Raw genomic sequence first — 19,406 nt, forward strand, 5'->3', positions numbered from 1 at the left:
CCATGTTAAATTGGGATTTAAAGAAAAATGATGATAAGATAGCGCTCCTTTTGTCAGGGGAGCTATCTCGCAACACGTTGTTGCCTATGTGGCAGCAACGTGATATTTTTTTATCAGCTAACGCGCTTGAAAAAACGGTTATTGAATGGGATTTGTCTGGTATTCAACATATTGATTCAGCCGGTTTTGCAGCTCTTTGTGATTTTTTACGGGAGTGCCAAAAGCTTAACAAAACAGTGCGATTAGTTTATCCGCCAAAACAATTATTAACCCTTGCAGATCTTGTTGGTTTGTCTGATTGGATCGCAAATTTTACAGATCTTAATTAAACGGAAATCTGATGGAACTTCAAGAAATTGAACGAATTTTAAAAGATGCGCTAAACGTAGAAGAGGTTTATGCTCAAGGTGAAAATGCGCATTTTGGCGTGATTGTAGTGAGTGATGAAATTGCCGCACTTTCTCGCGTAAAACAACAACAAACAATTTATGCTCCGTTAATGGCTTATTTTACTACTGGCGAAATTCACGCGTTAACAATTAAAACTTATACCACTGAAAAGTGGAAACGTGATCGTGCATTAAACCAACTTAATTAAGGATTCAAAAATGGAAAAATTCCGTGTTTATGGGCAATCTCGTTTAAGTGGAACCGTAAATATTTCAGGTGCAAAAAATGCCGCACTTCCAATTCTTTTTGCGGCTATTTTGGCTACAGAACCAGTTAAATTGACAAATGTTCCTATTCTTAAAGATATTGAAACCACTCTAAAAATTTTACGTCAATTAGGTGTAGTTGTAGAACGTGATGAAACTGGCGCAGTTTTATTAGATGCATCGAATATTGATCATTTCACTGCCCCTTATGAATTGGTTAAAACCATGCGTGCTTCAATTTGGGCATTGGCGCCTTTGGTTGCTCGTTTTCATCAAGGCCAAGTATCTTTGCCTGGTGGTTGCTCTATTGGTGCTCGTCCAGTTGATCTCCATATTAGCGGTTTAGAAAAATTAGGCGCAAACATCGTTCTTGAAGAAGGATATGTAAAAGCACAAGTATTAGATCGTCTTGTGGGAACTCGCATTGTAATGGAAAAAGTGAGCGTAGGTGCAACTTTATCTATTATGATGGCAGCAACGCTTGCGAAAGGCACCACCGTGATTGAAAACGCGGCTCGTGAGCCTGAAATTGTAGATACCGCTGACTTCCTCAATAAAATGGGTGCGAAAATATCTGGTGCAGGTTCTGATCACATTACGATTGAAGGTGTTGAACGTTTAACTGGTTGTGAGCATAGTGTCGTGCCAGATCGTATTGAAACAGGTACATTCTTAATTGCCGCAGCAATTTCAGGCGGTCGTGTTGTTTGTCAAAATACTAAAGCTGATACTTTAGATGCAGTGATCGATAAACTTCGTGAAGCTGGCGCTCAAGTTGATGTTACTGAGAATAGTATCACTTTAGACATGCTTGGAAATCGCCCTAAAGCAGTGAATATTCGTACTGCGCCACATCCAGGTTTCCCTACTGATATGCAGGCTCAATTCACCTTATTAAATATGGTGGCAGAGGGCACGAGTATTATTACCGAAACGATTTTTGAAAATCGTTTTATGCATATTCCTGAATTAATTCGCATGGGTGGGAAAGCTGAAATTGAAGGGAATACTGCGGTATGTCATGGTGTTGAACAGTTGTCTGGTGCAGAAGTGGTGGCGACAGATTTACGCGCATCAATCAGTTTGGTTCTTGCAGGTTGTATCGCAACAGGTGAAACGATTGTAGATCGTATTTATCATATTGATCGTGGTTATGAACATATCGAAGATAAATTACGTGGCCTAGGTGTAAAAATTGAACGTTTTTCTGGAAGTGATGAAGCGTAATTAGGTACGCCATTTTCTATTAGACATTACAAGTTTATTTATAATCTTAAATTTCTATTAATGCCTTTCTTTAGAAAGGTATTTTTTTACCGAAATGTTATAAGAGTAGATTGATTACATTGTTTAGAAATGTGTTTTTCTACAAGAAAGTGCGGTAGATTATTTTCTTATTTTGATAGTAATCAGTCAGATTAATTTTTTATAACTAAAATTTATAAACTATAAATAAATAATCTTGTTTTTTCATAAGTTTGGTTTTTATAATCACGCTTAGACAAACACAACACAAGGAAGAAAAAATGAAAAAATTACTTTTTACAACCGCACTTTTAAGTGCTGGTATTGCTTTCTCAACATTTTCTCACGCTGGTGAAATTGCTGACCGCGTTGAAAAAACTAAAACTTTATTAGTGGGAACTGAGGGTACTTATGCTCCATTTACTTTTCATGGTAAAGACGGCAAGTTGACCGGTTTTGATGTAGAAATCATTGAGAAAGTGGCAGAAAAATTAGGTTTGAAAATTGAATTTAAAGAAACCGCTTGGGATGGAATGTATGCAGGTTTGAATGCGAAACGATTTGATGTTATTGCAAACCAAACGAATCCAAGTCCAGAGCGCTTAAAAAAATATGATTATTCTGCGCCCTATAATTATTCTGCTGGTGTTATTGTGACGAAAGAAAATAATAACAGCATTAAGACTTTCTCTGATTTAAAAGGCAAAAAATCAGCTCAATCAGCAACGAGTAATTGGAGCAAAGACGCTCGTGATAATGGTGCGATTATTGTGACCGTGGATAGCCTTGCGCAAAATCTTGAAGCAGTCAAACAAGAACGCGTTGATGCAACAGTGAATGATAAATTAGCGGTGCTTGATTATTTCAAAAAACAACCAAATGCAGGTTTAAAAATTGCTGTTGAGAGCGATAAGAAAATTCCAACAGGTTTTGCATTTTTGAAAGGTGAAGAAGAACTCATTGCAAAAGTGAATAAAGCACTAGAAGAATTACGCCAAGACGGTACATTAAAACAACTTTCAATTAAATGGTTTGGTGATGACATTACTCAATAATTTGTTAGCGAGTCTTCCATTTATGAGTGCAGAACGAGCTGATTATGTAATCAGCTCGTTTTGGCCTATGTTGGAAGGTGCAATTTTATATACGATTCCCTTAGCCATTATTTCCTTTTTTTGTGGTTTATTTATTGCGGTAATTGTTGCCGTAATTTGTACGCTTCCTCATCCAAATTTTATGACTAAACTTTTGCAAAGTATTTGTCGCGCTTATATTTCTATTATTCGTGGTACGCCAATGCTTGTGCAGATTTTTATTATTTTCTATGGATTGCCTGAAGTCGGCATTAAACTCGAGCCTTTCCCAACTGCAATTATTGCCTTCTCAGTCAATATCGGTGCTTATGCTGCAGAAACTGTGCGCGCATCAATTATTGCGATTCCAAAAGGGCAGTGGGAGGCTTCTTATGCCATCGGAATGAATTATCAACAGGCATTTATTCGCACGATTATGCCACAGGCATTACGCATTTCCGTGCCATCGCTTTCTAACACTTTTATTAGTACGGTGAAAGATACTTCTTTGGCTTCTTTAGTATGGATTGCAGAACTGTTTCGTGTCGCACAAAATATTACAGCGGAAAATTATGAGTTTATTTTGATTTATAGTGAGGCAGCATTGATTTATTGGGTTTTCTGCCTTGTGTTATCTATTGGTCAAATGCGTTTAGAAAAACGCCTTTCTTGTCACTTGTAAGGATTGTCTATGCTAAAAGTAAGTAATATTCAGAAAAACTTTAATGGCAATCATGTGTTAAAAGGCATTGATTTCGAAATTAATAAAGGTGAAGTGGTAGCAATTTTAGGGCCGTCTGGTTCAGGAAAAACTACCTTTTTACGTTGCTTAAACTTGCTTGAGAGACCAGAGCAAGGCATTTTGGAATTTACTGATGGTAGTCTAAAAATTGATTTTAGCCAGAAAATTAGTAAAGCAGATGAATTGAAGTTGCGCCGACGTTCATCAATGGTATTCCAACAATATAATTTATTTCCTCATCGTTCCGCCCTTGAAAATATTATGGAAGGAATGGTTGTCGTGCAAAAACAAGATAAGGCTCAGGCTAGAGAAAAGGCTCTTAGCTTGTTAGAGAAGGTAGGGCTAAAAAATAAAGCGGATTTATACCCATCCCAACTTTCTGGCGGTCAGCAACAGCGAGTGGGGATTGCCCGAGCCCTTGCGGTAAAACCTGATATTATTTTATTAGATGAACCTACATCGGCGTTAGATCCTGAATTGGTTGGCGAGGTGTTACAAACATTAAAAATGCTTGCTCAAGAAGGCTGGACAATGATTATTGTTACTCATGAAATGCAGTTTGCGAAAGATGTTGCAGATCGTGTGATTTTGATGGCGGATGGGCATATTGTAGAACAAAATACCGCAGATAAATTCTTTTCTTGCCCACAACACGAGCGGACTAAACAGTTCTTGCTACAAGCAAAAATACCACTTGATCCAGATTATTGTATTTAAAGTGCGGTAAACTTTTAGAGAGTTTTCTGAATAATGGATTATTTAGGATGTAATCGAAACGTGATGAATTTCACAAGTTGAGAATTAAATGCCTCTGAATCTTTACATTATCAACCCACAATGCAAGAATGATCGCATTTAAATTTAAGTCAACAGGAGTAAATAATGACTTTGACAGAACGTTTAAAACAAGAATTTGTTTCTGGTTGGAAACCTTTTGAGGTAGTTTGGCTTGCGCTTTTCATCATTGCGCAGATTTGGGCTTATGTACAAGCGCCAGATTCTTGGTTAGCAATGATTTCTGGTATTTCCGGTATTTTGTGCGTGGTATTGGTAAGTAAAGGTAAAATTAGTAATTATTTCTTTGGATTAATTTTTGCTTACACTTATTTTTATGTTGCTTGGGGATCGAATTTCTTAGGCGAAATGAATACCGTACTCTATGTATATTTGCCATCTCAATTTATTGGTTACTTCATGTGGAAAGCTAATATGCAAAATAGTGATGGTGGAGAAAGTGTGATAGCAAAAGCGTTAACTGTTAAAGGATGGATGACATTAATTGTTGTGACTACGGTTGGTACTTTGCTTTTTGTTCAAGTATTACAAGCGGCTGGTGGTAGTTCAACAGGTTTAGATGGTCTAACCACAATTATTACGGTTGCTGCACAGATTTTAATGATTTTGCGCTATCGTGAACAGTGGTTGTTATGGATTGCTTTAAATATCCTTTCTATTTTCTTATGGGCAGAAACACCAGCCATGTACTTAATGTATTCAGCCTACTTACTTAACTCGTTGTACGGTTATTATAACTGGACGAAATTGGTTAAACGTATTTAAACATACTTAAGCAAACTTAGAAACAAAGAAGAGCGGTAATTTTACCGCTCTTTTTTCTTTGCTTTGAAGATTAACGCATGGTCACGAATTCTTCTGAACCTGTTGGGTGAATAGCCACGGTATTATCAAAATCAGCTTTTGTTGCGCCCATTTTGATTGCTACGGCAAATCCTTGAATCATTTCATCTACACCGAAACCAATACCATGTAAACCCACAACTTTTTCATCTTTACCCACACAAACCAATTTCATTTTGCACGGTTGGCGATGTTGAGTGACTGCAGTGTACATTGCTGTGAAAGAGGATTTATATACTTTAACATTCTCAGCACCATATTGTTCGATAGCTTGAGGTTCAGTTAAACCTACAGTGCCGATTGGTGGATGGCTGAATACAACGGTTGGAACTAAATTGTAATCTAAATGTTCAGTCGGTTTATTATTGAATAAACGCTCAGAAAGGCGACGACCCGCTGCAACTGCAACTGGTGTTAATTCAATGCCGTTTTCGATAATATCGCCTACTGCATAAATGCCTTTCACATTGGTATTTTGATATTTATCTACTTTGACATAGCCGTATTCATTTGTTTCTATACCAGCATTTTCTAAGCCAATTTTATCTGTCGCTGGAACACGACCTGCAGCCCAAATAACACAGTCCACAGTAATATCAGATTGACCATCACATTTTACTGTAAGTGAACCATCTGCATTTTTAACAATTTCAGATGGTGTGAAATTGGTATGTAATTGAATTCCATCCTGCGCAAGCACTTCCACTAGTGTTTCTACGATTAATGGATCTTGATTACGCATTGGCGCATGGCGACGCACTAATAAATGCGTTTCCACGCCTAAGCTGTTTAATACACCAGAAAGTTCAACTGCAATATAGCCGGCACCGATAACAGCAGCGCGTTTTGGTAATTCGGTTAATGCAAAGAAACCATCTGAATCAATGCCGTATTCTTGTCCTTTAATATTTGGACGATATGGGCGGCCACCTGTTGCGATTAAAATATGATCTGCGGTTACTTGTTCTCTTTTACCATCAGCAAGTGTTACTTCGATAGTATGCGCATCGACAAATTTTCCGAAACCCTTAATTACATCAATATTATTTTTCGCTAATACATTGTTATAAGATGTATGAATACGACCAATATAGGCTTGGCGACTTTCAATCAGTTTTGAAAAATCAAATTTTTTTACTTCAACATCAAAGCCATAATCTGGCGCATAATTGTTAATTGCTTCTGCAATATGTGCACCATAAAACATTACTTTTTTAGGTACGCAACCTACATTTACACAAGTACCACCAAGATGTTTTGCTTCAATGATTGCGCATTTTTTTCCATAGCTCGCAGCACGATTTAGAGAAGCAATACCGCCACTGCCACCGCCAATAGCGATGTAATCATAATGTTTAGTCATAGTTTGATCCTTTTTTGAACTCAAAAATTTTCCGTATTTTGCCTAATTTTTATGAAGAATGCTATAAATTGATGTAATTGGTTTTATGAATATTTTTATTCTTTTGAACAGGTGGTTAGCTTTAGATGATTTTACGTGAAAAGTAGTATGTAGAATAAAATGGCATCATAAAAAATGAGGAAGGTTGTATTAACCTTCCTCACTTAAGAGATATCTAATTAGCTATGCGATTAATTAGCATATTGGTTAATCGCAGCGGATACTTCTTGATCTTGATAAATGTTGTTCACAATATCGTTAAATGTTTGAGATAGAACTTTTTGAATTTCGTCATTATCCGCGTTTAATGCGCCTTCTTGTGAACGAGTAGCATTAAATGCTTTGTTATATGAACCTTTTGCGCCTTGAACATAAACAGTTGCTTGAATTTTGGTATTAAGTTTATAACGAAGATTACCCTGTTCTACTTGCGTAGCAAATTCACGTACATCCACAGTTACCCATGCATTTGATCCATTGGATTGCCCAATTCTGAAACCTTTACTAATAAGATTTTGTTGCATCACTTGTTGGAATAATTGTGTAACACTTGGTGATGAATTTAATTTAATGAGTTCTCCTCGTTTGGTATAGCTCGCGATATCTTGCGTTGTGCGGCTATCTTTCGTTGTTACATACACAATCGCATTTTGATTAATGTTCATTGTGGCATTCGGTGCTGGTGGTGTGAACGTTAATGTATTTGATTGTGCTTGGCAGCCAGCAAGGAACAGCGTAGCGGCTGCAATACTTACTGCTGATAATGTTTTGATTTTGTTTGATAATGTCATAATTTCCCCAATGAGCCAGTTAAAACTGTGTTATTCTTGCAAACTTCATTGCTAATGTATAGCGTTTCATTGTGATTTTGTGGAGATTTATGATGTCTGTTCAACAAACTATCGAACAAAAAATTCAACTAGAATTTCAACCGCACTTTTTTAGTGTAGAAAATGAAAGCCACTTACATAGTTCTGGTCGTGGTACGGAATCTCATTTTAAATGTGTGATTGTGAGTAATATTTTTGAAGGTATGCGTAAAGTTCAACGCCATCAAAGTGTTTATCAATTGCTTGCAGATGAGCTTAATAGCGGTGTTCATGCGTTAGCGTTGCACTTGTTTACTGCAGAAGAATGGAGCGAGTTAAATGAGAAAATTCCTGCTTCAACGAAATGCGCAGGTGTTGGACATTAATTTTTTTGTTATGAAGATGTAACATTTTTTTGATATATCGAAAAAGGTTTTTTACAAAAAAGTAGGTGTTTAAGTAGCGAAAAAAGCAGATTTTCGCTAGAATAAGGCGTTTAATTTTGTCCAAATTCAATTTTTCGATAAGGATGTTTATCGTGAAATTAACCGATTTGAGTTTTTTATTTTTGTGGTATTAGTGTCTTTATTAAAGGCATTTTACTACGCTCAAACACGAGATTGCATTTAAGTTAGCTTATTTGCAATCGTATTTTTAACCTTGAAAAGTAGTGCAAACAGTATGATTACAATTAAGAAAGGCTTGGATCTTCCTATTGCAGGAAAACCAGCACAAGTAATCCACAACGGTAATGTTGTGAATCAAGTTGCGATTCTTGGTGAGGAGTATGTGGGGATGCGTCCTTCGATGAAGGTGCGCGAAGGCGATGTTGTTAAGAAAGGTCAAGTGCTTTTTGAAGACAAGAAAAATCCTGGTGTGATTTTTACAGCCCCTGCAAGCGGTACTATCACTGTGATCAATCGTGGCGAAAAACGTGTATTACAATCTGTGGTAATCAACGCGGAAGGTGATGAGCAAATCACTTTCACAAAATATAGCGCAGATGAGCTGAATACACTTTCTTCCGAACAAGTAAAACAAAACCTTGTGGAATCAGGTTTATGGACTGCCTTACGCACTCGTCCATTTAGCAAAGTGCCTGCGATTGATAGTGAACCAGCCTCAATTTTCGTGAATGCAATGGATACCAATCCGTTAGCAGCAGATCCTGCAATCGTGCTAAAAGAGTTTTGGCTAGATTTCACGAACGGTTTAACCGTATTAAGCCGTTTATTCCCTACAAAACCGTTACATTTGTGTAAAGCAGGTGATACCAATATCCCAACGGTTGATCTTGAAAATTTACAGATTCATGATTTTGGTGGCGTTCACCCTGCTGGTCTTGTTGGTACTCATATTCATTTTATTGATCCTGTTGGTGTAAATAAAACTGTATGGCACATCAATTATCAAGATGTGATCGCAGTGGGTAAATTATTTATAACAGGTGAACTTTATGTTGAACGCGTTATTTCTCTTGCTGGTCCGCAAGTGAAAGAACCTCGTTTAATTCGCACTGTAATTGGTGCTAATCTCTCTCAATTAACCCAAAATGAATTAAGTGCGGGTGAAAATCGCGTAATTTCTGGTTCAGTGCTTTGTGGACAAACTGCAAAAGGTGCGCATGACTATTTAAGTCGTTATGCATTGCAAGTATCGGTAATCGCTGAAGGTAATGAGAAAGAATTCCTTGGCTGGATTACACCGCAATCAAATAAATATTCAATTACTCGTACCGTGTTAGGTCACTTCGGTAAGAAATTATTCAATTTTACTACCGCAGAAAACGGTGGTGAGCGAGCAATGGTTCCAATTGGTAGCTATGAGCGTGTTATGCCGTTGGATATTTTACCGACATTATTATTACGTGATTTAATCGTGGGTGATACTGATGGTGCGCAAGCGTTAGGTTGTCTTGAATTAGACGAAGAAGACTTAGCATTATGCTCTTTCGTTTGCCCAGGCAAATATGAATACGGTTCAATCTTGCGTCAGGTATTAGATAAGATTGAGAAGGAAGGTTAAAAATGGGTTTAAAAAATCTTTTTGAAAAAATGGAACCCGCGTTTTTACCAGGCGGTAAATACAGCAAGCTTTATCCGATCTTTGAATCGATTTATACCTTGCTTTATACACCAGGTACAGTAACGCACAAAAATACTCACGTTCGTGATGCGTTAGACTCAAAACGTATGATGATTACGGTTTTCCTTGCGTTGTTCCCTGCGATTTTCTATGGGATGTACAATGTGGGTAACCAAGCGATTCCAGCCTTAAATCAATTAGGCAATTTAGATCAACTAATTGCTAATGATTGGCACTATGCCCTTGCAAGTTCATTAGGTTTAGATTTAACTGCCAATGCAACTTGGGGCTCAAAAATGGCGCTGGGTGCAATTTTCTTTTTACCAATTTACTTAGTGGTGTTCACCGTTTGTACGATTTGGGAATTATTGTTCTCAGTTGTGCGTGGTCATGAAGTAAATGAAGGGATGTTCGTTTCAACCATTTTATTTGCGTTGATCGTTCCACCAACATTACCATTATGGCAAGCCGCATTAGGTATTACTTTTGGTATCGTTGTTGCAAAAGAAATTTTTGGTGGCGTAGGCCGTAACTTTATGAACCCTGCACTAGCAGGTCGAGCTTTCTTGTTCTTCGCATACCCAGCTCAAATTTCAGGTGATACTGTTTGGACTGCCGCTGATGGTTTCTCTGGCGCAACCGCACTTTCACAATGGTCGCAAGGCGGTCAGGGTGCATTACAACATACTGTAACTGGTGCTCCAATTACTTGGATGGATGCTTTTGTTGGTAACTTACCTGGTTCAATGGGTGAAGTTTCTACGCTTGCAATTTTAATCGGCGGTGCAGTGATTGTGTTCACTCGTATTGCGGCATGGCGCATCATTGCTGGTGTGATGATTGGTATGATTGCAACTTCAACGCTATTTAATTTAGTTGGTTCTGATACTAACCCGATGTTCTCAATGCCTTGGCATTGGCACCTTGTTTTAGGTGGATTTGCATTAGGTATGGTATTTATGGCAACAGACCCTGTTTCAGCATCCTTTACCAATGCAGGTAAGTGGTGGTACGGTGCATTAATTGGTGTAATGGCTGTATTAATTCGTACTGTAAACCCAGCTTATCCGGAAGGAATGATGTTAGCGATTTTATTTGCAAACTTATTTGCACCGATTTTCGACTACATCGTTGTTCAAGCAAATATCAAACGTCGGAGAGCAAGAACAAATGGCTAAGTTTAATAAAGACAGCGTAGGCGGCACAATTCTTGTCGTATTGCTACTGAGTTTAGTTTGTTCCATTATTGTTGCTGGTTCCGCAGTAATGTTAAAGCCTGCACAAGAAGAACAAAAGTTACTCGATAAACAAAAAAATATCTTAAATGTAGCTGGTCTTTTACAAGAAAACACGAATGTAAAAGAAACTTATGCAAAATTTATCGAGCCTCGTTTCGTTGATTTAGCAACGGGTGAATACACACAACAAGCAGATGATAGCCAACAAGCAATTCCTGCTGATGCCGATAAAGCACGTATTCGTTCTCGTAGTAAAACGACTGAAGTTTATCTTGTAAAAGATGAACAAGGTAAAACTCAACAAGTTATTTTACCAATTTATGGAACTGGCTTGTGGTCAGTGATGTATGGTCTAGTATCTGTTCAACCAGATGGTAATACGATCAATGGAATCACTTACTACCAACATGGTGAAACGCCAGGATTAGGTGGTGAGATTGAAAATCCAAACTGGGCAAGTTTATTTAAAGGTAAAAAATTGTTTGATGAACAACATCAACCTGCAATTCACATCGTGAAGGGTCAAGCTCCACAAGATGAGCATAGTATTGATGGTTTATCAGGCGCGACTTTAACTGGTAATGGTGTACAAGGTACATTTGATTATTGGTTTAGTGCGAACGGTTTTGGTCCATATCTTGAAAAACTTCATGCGGGAGCAAACTAATGTCTGAAAAAGCAAATTATAAAGATCTGTTGTTAGCTCCGGTTGTTAAGAACAACCCAATTGCATTACAAATCTTGGGTATTTGTTCTGCATTGGCGGTAACAACAAAATTAGAAACTGCTGTTGTAATGGCGATTGCAGTGAGTTTGGTAACTGGGTTATCAAGTTTCTTTGTTTCTCTGATTCGCAACTACATTCCAAACAGTATTCGTATTATTGTGCAACTTGCAATTATTGCATCACTTGTAATCGTTGTTGACCAAATATTAAAAGCCTACGCTTATGGTTTATCTAAACAACTTTCGGTATTCGTTGGTTTGATTATTACTAACTGTATCGTAATGGGACGTGCTGAAGCATTTGCGATGAAGTCACCTCCCGTTGAAAGTTTTGTAGATGGTATCGGTAATGGTTTAGGTTATGGTGCGATGTTAATTATCGTAGCATTTTTCCGTGAACTTATCGGTTCAGGTAAATTATTTGGTATGACTATTTTTGAAACCATTCAGAATGGTGGTTGGTACCAAGCAAATGGTTTATTCCTACTTGCACCAAGTGCATTCTTTATCATCGGATTTGTTATCTGGGGATTAAGAACTTGGAAACCAGAGCAACAGGAGAAGTAATCAATGGAACATTATATTAGCCTATTCGTTAAGGCAGTCTTCATTGAAAATATGGCACTTTCCTTCTTCTTAGGAATGTGTACTTTCTTAGCGGTATCTAAAAAGGTATCAACTGCGTTCGGTCTTGGTATTGCGGTAACTTTCGTTCTTGGGATCGCAGTGCCAGTAAACCAATTAATTTATGCAAATGTGTTAAAAGAAAATGCTTTAATTGAAGGTGTGGACTTATCATTCTTGAACTTCATTACCTTCATTGGGGTTATTGCTGGTTTAGTGCAAATTCTTGAAATGGTATTAGACAAATTTATGCCATCTCTTTATAACGCATTAGGGATTTTCTTACCGTTAATTGCAGTAAACTGTGCGATTTTTGGTGGGGTATCTTTCATGGTTCAACGTGATTACAATTTCCCTGAATCTATCGTGTACGGTTTTGGCTCAGGTTTAGGTTGGATGTTGGCGATTGTTGCGCTTGCTGGCTTAACTGAGAAAATGAAATATGCGGATATTCCTGCTGGGTTAAAAGGTTTAGGTATTACCTTTATCTCTGTTGGTTTAATGGCGTTAGGCTTTATGTCTTTCTCTGGTATTCAATTATAAGGAGTGTAATCAATGAGCGATTCAGTAATTCTTGCACTCGGTATTGCCGCATTTACAGTTATTGTATTAGTGTTAGTGGCGATCATCTTATTTGCGAAATCAAAATTAGTCGATTCTGGTGATATTACTATCGGCATCAATGACGATCCTGAAAAAGCGATCACATTATCTGCAGGTGGCAAATTATTAGGTGCTTTAGCAAGTAAAGGTATTTTCGTATCTTCTGCTTGCGGTGGCGGTGGCTCTTGTGGTCAATGTATTGTTAAAGTGAAAAATGGTGGTGGAGAAATTCTTCCAACCGAACTTTCTCACATTAACAAGCGTGAAGCAAAAGAAGGTTATCGTCTAGCTTGTCAAGTTAACGTGAAAGGTAATATGGAAGTTGAACTTCCAGAAGAAATCTTCGGCGTGAAAAAATGGGAATGCACTGTTATTTCTAACGATAACAAAGCAACCTTTATCAAAGAGCTTAAATTGGCTATTCCTGAAGGCGAGGAAGTACCTTTCCGCGCGGGTGGTTATATTCAAATCGAAGCTGATCCACATGTGGTAAACTATAAAGATTTCGATATTCCTGAAGAATACCACGAAGACTGGGATAAATATGATTTATGGCGTTATGTCTCTAAAGTTGACGAGCATATTATTCGTGCTTACTCAATGGCTTCATACCCTGAAGAGAAAGGCATCATTATGCTTAACGTGCGTATTGCAACGCCTCCGCCACGTCAACCTGATGCACCTCCAGGTCAAATGTCTTCATATATTTGGTCATTAAAAGCAGGTGACAAAGTTACTATTTCTGGTCCATTTGGTGAATTCTTTGCGAAAGAAACTGATGCAGAAATGGTATTTATCGGTGGTGGTGCGGGTATGGCTCCAATGCGTTCTCATATTTTTGACCAGTTAAAACGTCTTCACTCTAAACGTAAAATGTCATTTTGGTATGGTGCACGTTCTAAACGTGAAATCTTCTATCAAGAAGACTTTGACCAATTACAAGCTGAAAATCCAAACTTTGTATGGCATGTTGCATTATCGGACGCATTGCCTGAAGATAATTGGACTGGCTATACAGGCTTTATTCACAATGTACTTTATGAAAACTACTTGAAAAATCATGAAGCACCAGAAGACTGTGAATACTATATGTGTGGGCCTCCAGTGATGAATGCAGCTGTAATTAAAATGTTGAAAGATCTTGGTGTTGAAGATGAAAACATTTTATTAGATGACTTTGGTGGCTGATTTTAGTTAATCAATTCATCATAAAAGCTGACCGCACTTTGTGATAAAGTGCGGTCAAAATTTAAGATGTTTTTAAAAATTTTCTATGATTACAGGTAAGTTTTGTTGAGTTTGCCAGTAATTCACAAATTTAGGAAATCCAGATGAAAAAATTAATAAGCGGTATCATAGCAGTAGCAATGGCATTAAGTCTTGCTGCTTGTCAAAAAGAAACAAAAGTTATCTCTTTAAGCGGTAAAACAATGGGGACAACTTATCATGTTAAATACCTTGATGATGGTTCAATAAAAGCAACATCTGAAAAGACGCATGAAGAAATTGAAGAAATCTTAAAAGATGTGAACGCGAAAATGTCCACTTACAAAAAAGATTCGGAATTGAGCCGCTTCAATCAAAATACCCAAGTGAACACACCGATTGAGATTTCAGCAGATTTTGCCAAAGTATTAGCTGAAGCGATTCGTTTAAATAAAGTGACCGAAGGCGCGTTGGATGTAACTGTTGGCCCTGTTGTGAATTTATGGGGATTTGGCCCTGAAAAACGCCCAGAAAAACAACCTACACCAGAACAATTAGCTGAACGCCAAGCTTGGGTTGGTATTGATAAAATTGCCCTCGATATGAGTGGTGCAAAACCGACATTAAGCAAAGCACTTCCTCAAGTTTATATCGATTTGTCCTCGATTGCTAAAGGCTTTGGCGTCGATCAGGTCGCTGAAAAGTTAGAACAACTAAATGCTCAGAATTACATGGTTGAAATCGGCGGTGAAATTCGTGCGAAAGGAAAAAATATTGAAGGTAAACCTTGGCAGATCGCAATTGAAAGACCAACCACAACAGCTGAAAGAGCGGTTGAAGCTGTCATTGGATTAGATAATATGGGAATGGCAAGTTCTGGCGATTATCGTATTTACTTTGAAGAAAATGGTAAACGCTTTGCTCATGAAATTGATCCAAAAACAGGTTACCCAATTCAGCATCATTTAGCCTCAATTACGGTACTTGCTCCAACCTCAATGACTGCGGATGGCTTATCAACAGGGTTATTTGTGCTGGGTGAAGACAAGGCGTTAGAAGTGGCAGAGAAAAATAATTTTGCCATTTACTTAATCATTAAAACAGATAGTGGTTTTGTCACAAAATCATCCTCTGCGTTCAAAAAATTAACAGAAACAAAAGAATAGTTATGCAAACTTTATTTTTTACTTTAATCGCTTTCGTCGCAATTATATTGTTGATGTCTATTGGATTTATTATCAAAAAACAAAGTTTAAAAGGCAGCTGTGGTGGTTTATCTACCCTTGGTATTGCCAAAGCTTGTGATTGTGATAAACCTTGCGACACGCTTCAATCAAAATTAGATGCGGGCGATGAACAAGCAAAAGCCGAATATGAGCAAAAATTTGCGAAAAAAGATGATGATTCGCAATTTTATGAAGTGAAATAACTTGCTCAAAAATGACCGCACTTTATGTGCAAAATAAACTTAACGGCAAAATTATTTTGCCGTTTTCTCATTCAATTACCAATGTGCTTCGCCTTAACCGAAGTTACGGGAGAACTATGTTAATTTCAAATACTTATAATCAACACTTTCCTCAACTGATGCAAGAACAGCTTGCGAGAAATGCGACAAAAAAAGTGATTTGTGGTATGTCTGGCGGAGTGGATTCTTCTGTGTCAGCTTTTATTCTTCAACAGCAAGGCTATCAGGTAGAAGGCCTGTTTATGAAAAACTGGGAAGAAGATGATGATACGGATTATTGTACTGCCGCAGCTGATCTTGCAGATGCTCAGGCTGTATGTGATAAGTTGGGTATTAAACTACATAAAATTAATTTTGCGGCAGAATATTGGGATAATGTCTTTGAGCATTTTCTAACTGAATATAAAGCAGGGCGCACGCCGAACCCAGATATTCTGTGTAATAAAGAAATTAAATTTAAAGCATTTTTAGAATATGCCGCTGAAGATCTTGGTGCCCATTACATTGCAACAGGGCATTATGTACGTAGAGCCGGTGATGATGAAAATGCAAAATTATTACGTGGTTTAGATGCTAATAAAGATCAAAGTTATTTTCTTTATACCTTAAGCCATAAACAAGTAGGGCAAAGTTTATTCCCCGTTGGTGAAATTGAGAAACCCATTGTTCGCGCTATTGCTGAAGATCTTGGCTTAATTACGGCGAAGAAAAAAGACTCTACCGGTATTTGTTTTATTGGTGAGCGTAAATTTAAGGATTTCTTAGCTCGTTACTTACCTGCTCAGCCAGGTGATATTCGTACTGTTGAGGGTGAAATTATTGGTCGCCATGATGGTTTGATGTATCACACGTTGGGACAGCGTAAAGGATTAGGCATTGGTGGTTTAAAAAATGCGGGTGATGAGGCTTGGTATGTAGTAGATAAGGATGTAGAAAATAACGAACTTATTGTCGCTCAGGGGCATGACCATCCTCGTTTATTTTCAAAAGGTTTGATTGCTAGCCAATTACATTGGGTTGATCGCGAACCAATTCGAGAGTTATTACGTTGCACGGTGAAAACACGTTATCGCCAACAAGATATTCCTTGCGTGATTGAACCGATTGATGATGAAACTATTCGAGTGATTTTCGATGAACCTCAATCAGCCGTCACACCAGGACAATCTGCCGTATTTTACCTTGGTGAAGTTTGTTTGGGCGGTGGTATTATCGAAGAAAGAATATAAAACAAAGATACTAAAAGCGCATTTTATGCGCTTTTAGACTATTTATTCAAACCAAATGACACTTGCCATTCGGCCCGTTTGGTTGTCACGGCGATAAGAAAAGAACAATTCTTTTTCATTGAATGTACAGTGATTTCCACCATAAATTTGCGTAATGCCTAGATTGTTTAATCGCTGAGTCGCGATTTGATAAAGATTACCTAGATATTTACCTTCTTCTATTGCATCGGGTTGAAATGCGAGTTTGGCTTTTTCATCTACCGCAACAAACTGTTTTACAACATCGATTCCAACTTGAAATGCAGTTGGTCCAATTGCAGGGCCAAACCACGCGACAATATCTTCAGGTTTAGCCTGAAAGCATTTGACAGTTTCTTCCAATACGCCATCACATAAACCACGCCAGCCAGCATGTGCGGCTGCCACTTCAGTTCCAGATGTTGTAGTGAATAGAACCGGCAAACAGTCTGCCGTCATAACAGCACAAACTTGATGGGGAACATTTGTATAAACTGCATCCGCTTCAAGATTTTGTCCTGAATAAGGTAATTGAATCACTCGAGTACTGTGTGTTTGCGTTAGAAATATAGGTGTTTGTGGCAAACCAAATTTTTCTACTAATAAAGTGCGGTTAGTTTTTACCGCACTTTTATCATCACCGACATGATCGCCTAAGTTGAAACTAAAATAAGGCGTCGAGCTCACGCCCCCTTCACGAGTAGTGGTAAAGGCATGAATGTTCTTTGGAACGTTCCAATTTGGGTTAATTGCTTGCATATTAATAATCTAACTCATCTTGATGTTCGAGATAGTCGGCTTTGAGTGCATTAAGCAATTCAACGAAATCATCTGGCAATGGTGCATACCATTCCATCATTTCACCTGTAATTGGATGAGCTAAGCGTAACATGACCGCATGTAAAGCTTGGCGTTTGAAATTACGCAATACTTCCATAAAGTCTTCATTTGCATTTTTGGGTGGACGAGGGCGTCCGCCATAGGTTTGATCGCCTAGCAATGGATGGGCAATATGTGCCATATGAACACGGATTTGATGGGTACGCCCAGTTTCTAAACGTAAACGTAAACGGGTGTAGTTACGGTAATTTTCCATAATACGATAATGGGTGACAGCTGGTTTTCCCATTGGATGAACCGCCATTAAAGTACGTTTGGTTGCATGACGAGCCATAGGTTGATCAACTGTACCGCCTTTAGTCATAATGCCTGAAGCGACTGCTTCATATTCACGCGTAATTTTGCGTTTTTGTAAGTCACGTACTAACTTAGTTTGTGCTGGTATAGTTTTCGCAACAACCATTAGACCTGTCGTATCTTTATCTAATCGATGTACAATTCCTGCACGCGGTACTTCTGCAATCGGCGGATAATGATAGAGTAGCGCATTAAGCACGGTTCCATTTGGATTGCCAGCACCAGGGTGTACGACAAGATCTTTGGGTTTGTTAATCACAATAATGTCGTCATCTTCATATACGATATTCAATGGAATATTTTCTGGTTCAAAACGTGTCTCATCTTCCACTTCTACGGTGATTTCTATTTTTTCTCCTCCGAGCACTTTCTCACGCGGAATATTGGTAATGCGATCATTAAGTTTTACGAGATCGGCTTCAATCCACGTTTTTAATCGGGAGCGAGAATATTCAGGGAACAACTCTGCAAGTGTTTGGTCTAAACGCTGTCCCATTTGTTCTGGCTGCACTTCAGCCGAAAGGGTAATTTGTGGCATAAATAGCTCTCAAAAATTTTAAAAGTTGGCTTATTGATTAATGTTCTATACAATAGCGGACAATTGTATCTTATTTATTGGTTTTCGTAAAAATTAAGGAAAAAACAATGCGTAAAATAAAATCTTTGGCATTGCTTGCCGTGGCAGCATTAGTTGTTGGATGTTCAAGTGGTTCAAAAGATGTTGAGCAAGCATCAGTAAATGAGTTGTACACTAAAGGTGTTACATCATTACAAGAAGGCGGCTATTCTGAAGCTATTCGTTATTTAAAAGCGGCGACTGAACGTTTTCCTGGTAGTATTTATCAAGAACAGGCGATGCTAGATTTAATTTATGCAAATTATAAAGCGCAAGATTATACGCAAGTATTATTGACGATAGATAGCTTTTTGCATCAATTCCCACAAAGTCCAAACCAAGACTATGCAGTCTATATGGCGGGGTTAACCAACGCTGCAACAGGTGATAATTTCATTCAAGATTTCTTTGGAATTGATCGTGCGACACGTGAAACCACTTCTATGCGTACCGCTTTTTCTAATTTCCAAAATTTAGTTCGTGTATTCCCTAATAGCCCTTATGCTCAAGATGCTTTAGCACGTATGGCTTATATTAAAGATGCGCTTGCTCGTCATGAGTTAGATATTGCAAAATTCTATGCAAAACGTGATGCTTGGGTTGCAGTGTCAAACCGTGTAGTTGGAATGTTGAAACAATATCCTGATGCTAAAGCAACTTATGAAGGTTTATCTTTGATGAAAGAAGCGCATGAAAAAATGGGTTTAACAGCATTAGCCAATGATACCCAAAAAATTATTGATGCAAATAAAGATGAAACTTTTGCACCAATTGAAAAACCAGATGAGCCAGAATTAAAAGTTCCGACTGCTAAATAGTCATAATATATGA

The 19,406-nt window shown here is 38.0% G+C and carries 22 protein-coding genes; 18 read left to right on the plus strand and 4 right to left on the minus strand.

Annotated elements, in window-relative coordinates:
- Window positions 1-2: 2 nt before the first annotated feature.
- The 7 genes from GG9_RS04560 to pnuC all read left to right on the plus strand — a co-directional run bounded on the left by GG9_RS04560 (window position 3) and on the right by pnuC (window position 5,276).
- On the plus strand, window positions 3-329 hold the full coding sequence (locus tag GG9_RS04560) for an STAS domain-containing protein (protein ID WP_005631354.1): 327 nt from the start codon (window positions 3-5) through the stop codon (window positions 327-329).
- Window positions 330-340: 11 nt separating this feature from the next.
- Window positions 341-598, plus strand: coding sequence for a BolA family protein (locus GG9_RS04555; RefSeq protein WP_005631356.1), 258 nt, complete (start codon window positions 341-343; stop codon window positions 596-598).
- Between the two features lie 10 nt (window positions 599-608).
- Window positions 609-1,883, plus strand: coding sequence for a UDP-N-acetylglucosamine 1-carboxyvinyltransferase (murA, locus tag GG9_RS04550; protein WP_005631358.1), 1,275 nt, complete (start codon window positions 609-611; stop codon window positions 1,881-1,883).
- Between the two features lie 299 nt (window positions 1,884-2,182).
- Entirely contained in the window at window positions 2,183-2,956 is a 774-nt protein-coding gene (locus tag GG9_RS04545; RefSeq protein WP_005631360.1) for an amino acid ABC transporter substrate-binding protein, read from the plus strand.
- Window positions 2,940-3,656 carry an amino acid ABC transporter permease gene (locus tag GG9_RS04540; RefSeq protein ID WP_005631362.1) on the plus strand — a complete coding sequence of 239 codons (717 nt, stop codon included), beginning with the start codon at window positions 2,940-2,942 and terminating at the stop codon, window positions 3,654-3,656. Before GG9_RS04545 ends, GG9_RS04540 begins: the two co-directional genes overlap by 17 nt.
- Before the next feature lie 9 nt (window positions 3,657-3,665).
- Window positions 3,666-4,433, plus strand: coding sequence for an amino acid ABC transporter ATP-binding protein (locus GG9_RS04535; protein ID WP_005631364.1), 768 nt, complete (start codon window positions 3,666-3,668; stop codon window positions 4,431-4,433).
- Between the two features lie 165 nt (window positions 4,434-4,598).
- Complete coding sequence (gene pnuC, locus GG9_RS04530) at window positions 4,599-5,276, plus strand: nicotinamide riboside transporter PnuC (RefSeq protein WP_005631366.1); 678 nt, start codon at window positions 4,599-4,601, stop codon at window positions 5,274-5,276.
- A gap of 70 nt (window positions 5,277-5,346) precedes the next feature.
- Here pnuC and gorA read toward each other — a convergent pair whose 3' ends face one another.
- Complete coding sequence (gene gorA / locus GG9_RS04525) at window positions 5,347-6,717, minus strand: glutathione-disulfide reductase (protein ID WP_005631368.1); 1,371 nt, start codon at window positions 6,715-6,717, stop codon at window positions 5,347-5,349.
- 230 nt (window positions 6,718-6,947) lie between these two features.
- Window positions 6,948-7,547 carry a YajG family lipoprotein gene (locus GG9_RS04520; protein ID WP_005631370.1) on the minus strand — a complete coding sequence of 200 codons (600 nt, stop codon included), beginning with the start codon at window positions 7,545-7,547 and terminating at the stop codon, window positions 6,948-6,950.
- 92 nt (window positions 7,548-7,639) lie between these two features.
- Between GG9_RS04520 and GG9_RS04515 the strand changes: the two genes are divergently transcribed.
- From GG9_RS04515 to mnmA, 10 genes are all read left to right on the plus strand, one after another.
- A complete protein-coding gene (locus tag GG9_RS04515; RefSeq protein ID WP_005631371.1) occupies window positions 7,640-7,951 on the plus strand; it encodes a BolA family protein in 312 nt (103 codons plus the stop codon).
- A 295-nt stretch (window positions 7,952-8,246) separates the two neighbouring features.
- A complete protein-coding gene (locus GG9_RS04510) occupies window positions 8,247-9,590 on the plus strand; it encodes a Na(+)-translocating NADH-quinone reductase subunit A (RefSeq protein ID WP_005631372.1) in 1,344 nt (447 codons plus the stop codon).
- A 2-nt stretch (window positions 9,591-9,592) separates the two neighbouring features.
- Window positions 9,593-10,828 (plus strand): NADH:ubiquinone reductase (Na(+)-transporting) subunit B, encoded by a 1,236-nt coding sequence (locus tag GG9_RS04505; protein WP_005631373.1) that lies wholly within the window; start codon window positions 9,593-9,595, stop codon window positions 10,826-10,828.
- Entirely contained in the window at window positions 10,821-11,555 is a 735-nt protein-coding gene (locus GG9_RS04500; protein WP_005629176.1) for a Na(+)-translocating NADH-quinone reductase subunit C, read from the plus strand. The genes GG9_RS04505 and GG9_RS04500 overlap by 8 nt, the downstream gene beginning before the upstream one ends.
- Entirely contained in the window at window positions 11,555-12,181 is a 627-nt protein-coding gene (gene nqrD / locus GG9_RS04495) for an NADH:ubiquinone reductase (Na(+)-transporting) subunit D (RefSeq protein ID WP_005629349.1), read from the plus strand. The genes GG9_RS04500 and nqrD overlap by 1 nt, the downstream gene beginning before the upstream one ends.
- 3 nt (window positions 12,182-12,184) lie before the next feature.
- Complete coding sequence (gene nqrE / locus GG9_RS04490) at window positions 12,185-12,781, plus strand: NADH:ubiquinone reductase (Na(+)-transporting) subunit E (RefSeq protein WP_005631374.1); 597 nt, start codon at window positions 12,185-12,187, stop codon at window positions 12,779-12,781.
- 12 nt (window positions 12,782-12,793) lie between these two features.
- Entirely contained in the window at window positions 12,794-14,029 is a 1,236-nt protein-coding gene (nqrF, locus tag GG9_RS04485) for an NADH:ubiquinone reductase (Na(+)-transporting) subunit F (RefSeq protein WP_005631375.1), read from the plus strand.
- Window positions 14,030-14,172: 143 nt separating this feature from the next.
- A complete protein-coding gene (locus GG9_RS04480) occupies window positions 14,173-15,213 on the plus strand; it encodes an FAD:protein FMN transferase (RefSeq protein WP_005631376.1) in 1,041 nt (346 codons plus the stop codon).
- Window positions 15,214-15,215: 2 nt separating this feature from the next.
- Entirely contained in the window at window positions 15,216-15,476 is a 261-nt protein-coding gene (nqrM, locus tag GG9_RS04475; protein ID WP_005629187.1) for a (Na+)-NQR maturation NqrM, read from the plus strand.
- A 116-nt stretch (window positions 15,477-15,592) separates the two neighbouring features.
- Complete coding sequence (gene mnmA / locus GG9_RS04470) at window positions 15,593-16,744, plus strand: tRNA 2-thiouridine(34) synthase MnmA (RefSeq protein WP_100185031.1); 1,152 nt, start codon at window positions 15,593-15,595, stop codon at window positions 16,742-16,744.
- A gap of 42 nt (window positions 16,745-16,786) precedes the next feature.
- Here mnmA and pgeF read toward each other — a convergent pair whose 3' ends face one another.
- A complete protein-coding gene (gene pgeF / locus GG9_RS04465) occupies window positions 16,787-17,521 on the minus strand; it encodes a peptidoglycan editing factor PgeF (RefSeq protein WP_005631380.1) in 735 nt (244 codons plus the stop codon).
- Between the two features lies 1 nt (window position 17,522).
- The gene (rluD, locus tag GG9_RS04460) at window positions 17,523-18,497 is read right to left on the minus strand and encodes a 23S rRNA pseudouridine(1911/1915/1917) synthase RluD (RefSeq protein ID WP_005631382.1); all 975 of its coding nucleotides are present in this window, start codon (window positions 18,495-18,497) and stop codon (window positions 17,523-17,525) included.
- A 107-nt stretch (window positions 18,498-18,604) separates the two neighbouring features.
- On the opposite strand from rluD, the gene GG9_RS04455 reads away from it, so the two are divergent.
- Entirely contained in the window at window positions 18,605-19,393 is a 789-nt protein-coding gene (locus GG9_RS04455; protein ID WP_005631384.1) for an outer membrane protein assembly factor BamD, read from the plus strand.
- Window positions 19,394-19,406 lie beyond the last annotated feature (13 nt).

The sequence above is a fragment of the Haemophilus haemolyticus M19501 genome (genome assembly GCF_000222025.1).
Classification (GTDB): Bacteria; Pseudomonadota; Gammaproteobacteria; order Enterobacterales; family Pasteurellaceae; genus Haemophilus; species Haemophilus haemolyticus_G.

Bases quoted from the DNA above. Each gene is read 5' to 3' on its own strand.
- GG9_RS04560 (WP_005631354.1), top strand. From the start codon at position 3: ATGTTAAATTGGGATTTAAAGAAAAATGATGATAAGATAGCGCTCCTT.
- GG9_RS04555 (WP_005631356.1), top strand. From the start codon at position 341: ATGGAACTTCAAGAAATTGAACGAATTTTAAAAGATGCGCTAAACGTA.
- murA (WP_005631358.1), top strand. From the start codon at position 609: ATGGAAAAATTCCGTGTTTATGGGCAATCTCGTTTAAGTGGAACCGTA.
- GG9_RS04545 (WP_005631360.1), top strand. From the start codon at position 2,183: ATGAAAAAATTACTTTTTACAACCGCACTTTTAAGTGCTGGTATTGCT.
- GG9_RS04540 (WP_005631362.1), top strand. From the start codon at position 2,940: ATGACATTACTCAATAATTTGTTAGCGAGTCTTCCATTTATGAGTGCA.
- GG9_RS04535 (WP_005631364.1), top strand. From the start codon at position 3,666: ATGCTAAAAGTAAGTAATATTCAGAAAAACTTTAATGGCAATCATGTG.
- pnuC (WP_005631366.1), top strand. From the start codon at position 4,599: ATGACTTTGACAGAACGTTTAAAACAAGAATTTGTTTCTGGTTGGAAA.
- gorA (WP_005631368.1), bottom strand. From the start codon at position 6,717: ATGACTAAACATTATGATTACATCGCTATTGGCGGTGGCAGTGGCGGT.
- GG9_RS04520 (WP_005631370.1), bottom strand. From the start codon at position 7,547: ATGACATTATCAAACAAAATCAAAACATTATCAGCAGTAAGTATTGCA.
- GG9_RS04515 (WP_005631371.1), top strand. From the start codon at position 7,640: ATGTCTGTTCAACAAACTATCGAACAAAAAATTCAACTAGAATTTCAA.
- GG9_RS04510 (WP_005631372.1), top strand. From the start codon at position 8,247: ATGATTACAATTAAGAAAGGCTTGGATCTTCCTATTGCAGGAAAACCA.
- GG9_RS04505 (WP_005631373.1), top strand. From the start codon at position 9,593: ATGGGTTTAAAAAATCTTTTTGAAAAAATGGAACCCGCGTTTTTACCA.
- GG9_RS04500 (WP_005629176.1), top strand. From the start codon at position 10,821: ATGGCTAAGTTTAATAAAGACAGCGTAGGCGGCACAATTCTTGTCGTA.
- nqrD (WP_005629349.1), top strand. From the start codon at position 11,555: ATGTCTGAAAAAGCAAATTATAAAGATCTGTTGTTAGCTCCGGTTGTT.
- nqrE (WP_005631374.1), top strand. From the start codon at position 12,185: ATGGAACATTATATTAGCCTATTCGTTAAGGCAGTCTTCATTGAAAAT.
- nqrF (WP_005631375.1), top strand. From the start codon at position 12,794: ATGAGCGATTCAGTAATTCTTGCACTCGGTATTGCCGCATTTACAGTT.
- GG9_RS04480 (WP_005631376.1), top strand. From the start codon at position 14,173: ATGAAAAAATTAATAAGCGGTATCATAGCAGTAGCAATGGCATTAAGT.
- nqrM (WP_005629187.1), top strand. From the start codon at position 15,216: ATGCAAACTTTATTTTTTACTTTAATCGCTTTCGTCGCAATTATATTG.
- mnmA (WP_100185031.1), top strand. From the start codon at position 15,593: ATGTTAATTTCAAATACTTATAATCAACACTTTCCTCAACTGATGCAA.
- pgeF (WP_005631380.1), bottom strand. From the start codon at position 17,521: ATGCAAGCAATTAACCCAAATTGGAACGTTCCAAAGAACATTCATGCC.
- rluD (WP_005631382.1), bottom strand. From the start codon at position 18,497: ATGCCACAAATTACCCTTTCGGCTGAAGTGCAGCCAGAACAAATGGGA.
- GG9_RS04455 (WP_005631384.1), top strand. From the start codon at position 18,605: ATGCGTAAAATAAAATCTTTGGCATTGCTTGCCGTGGCAGCATTAGTT.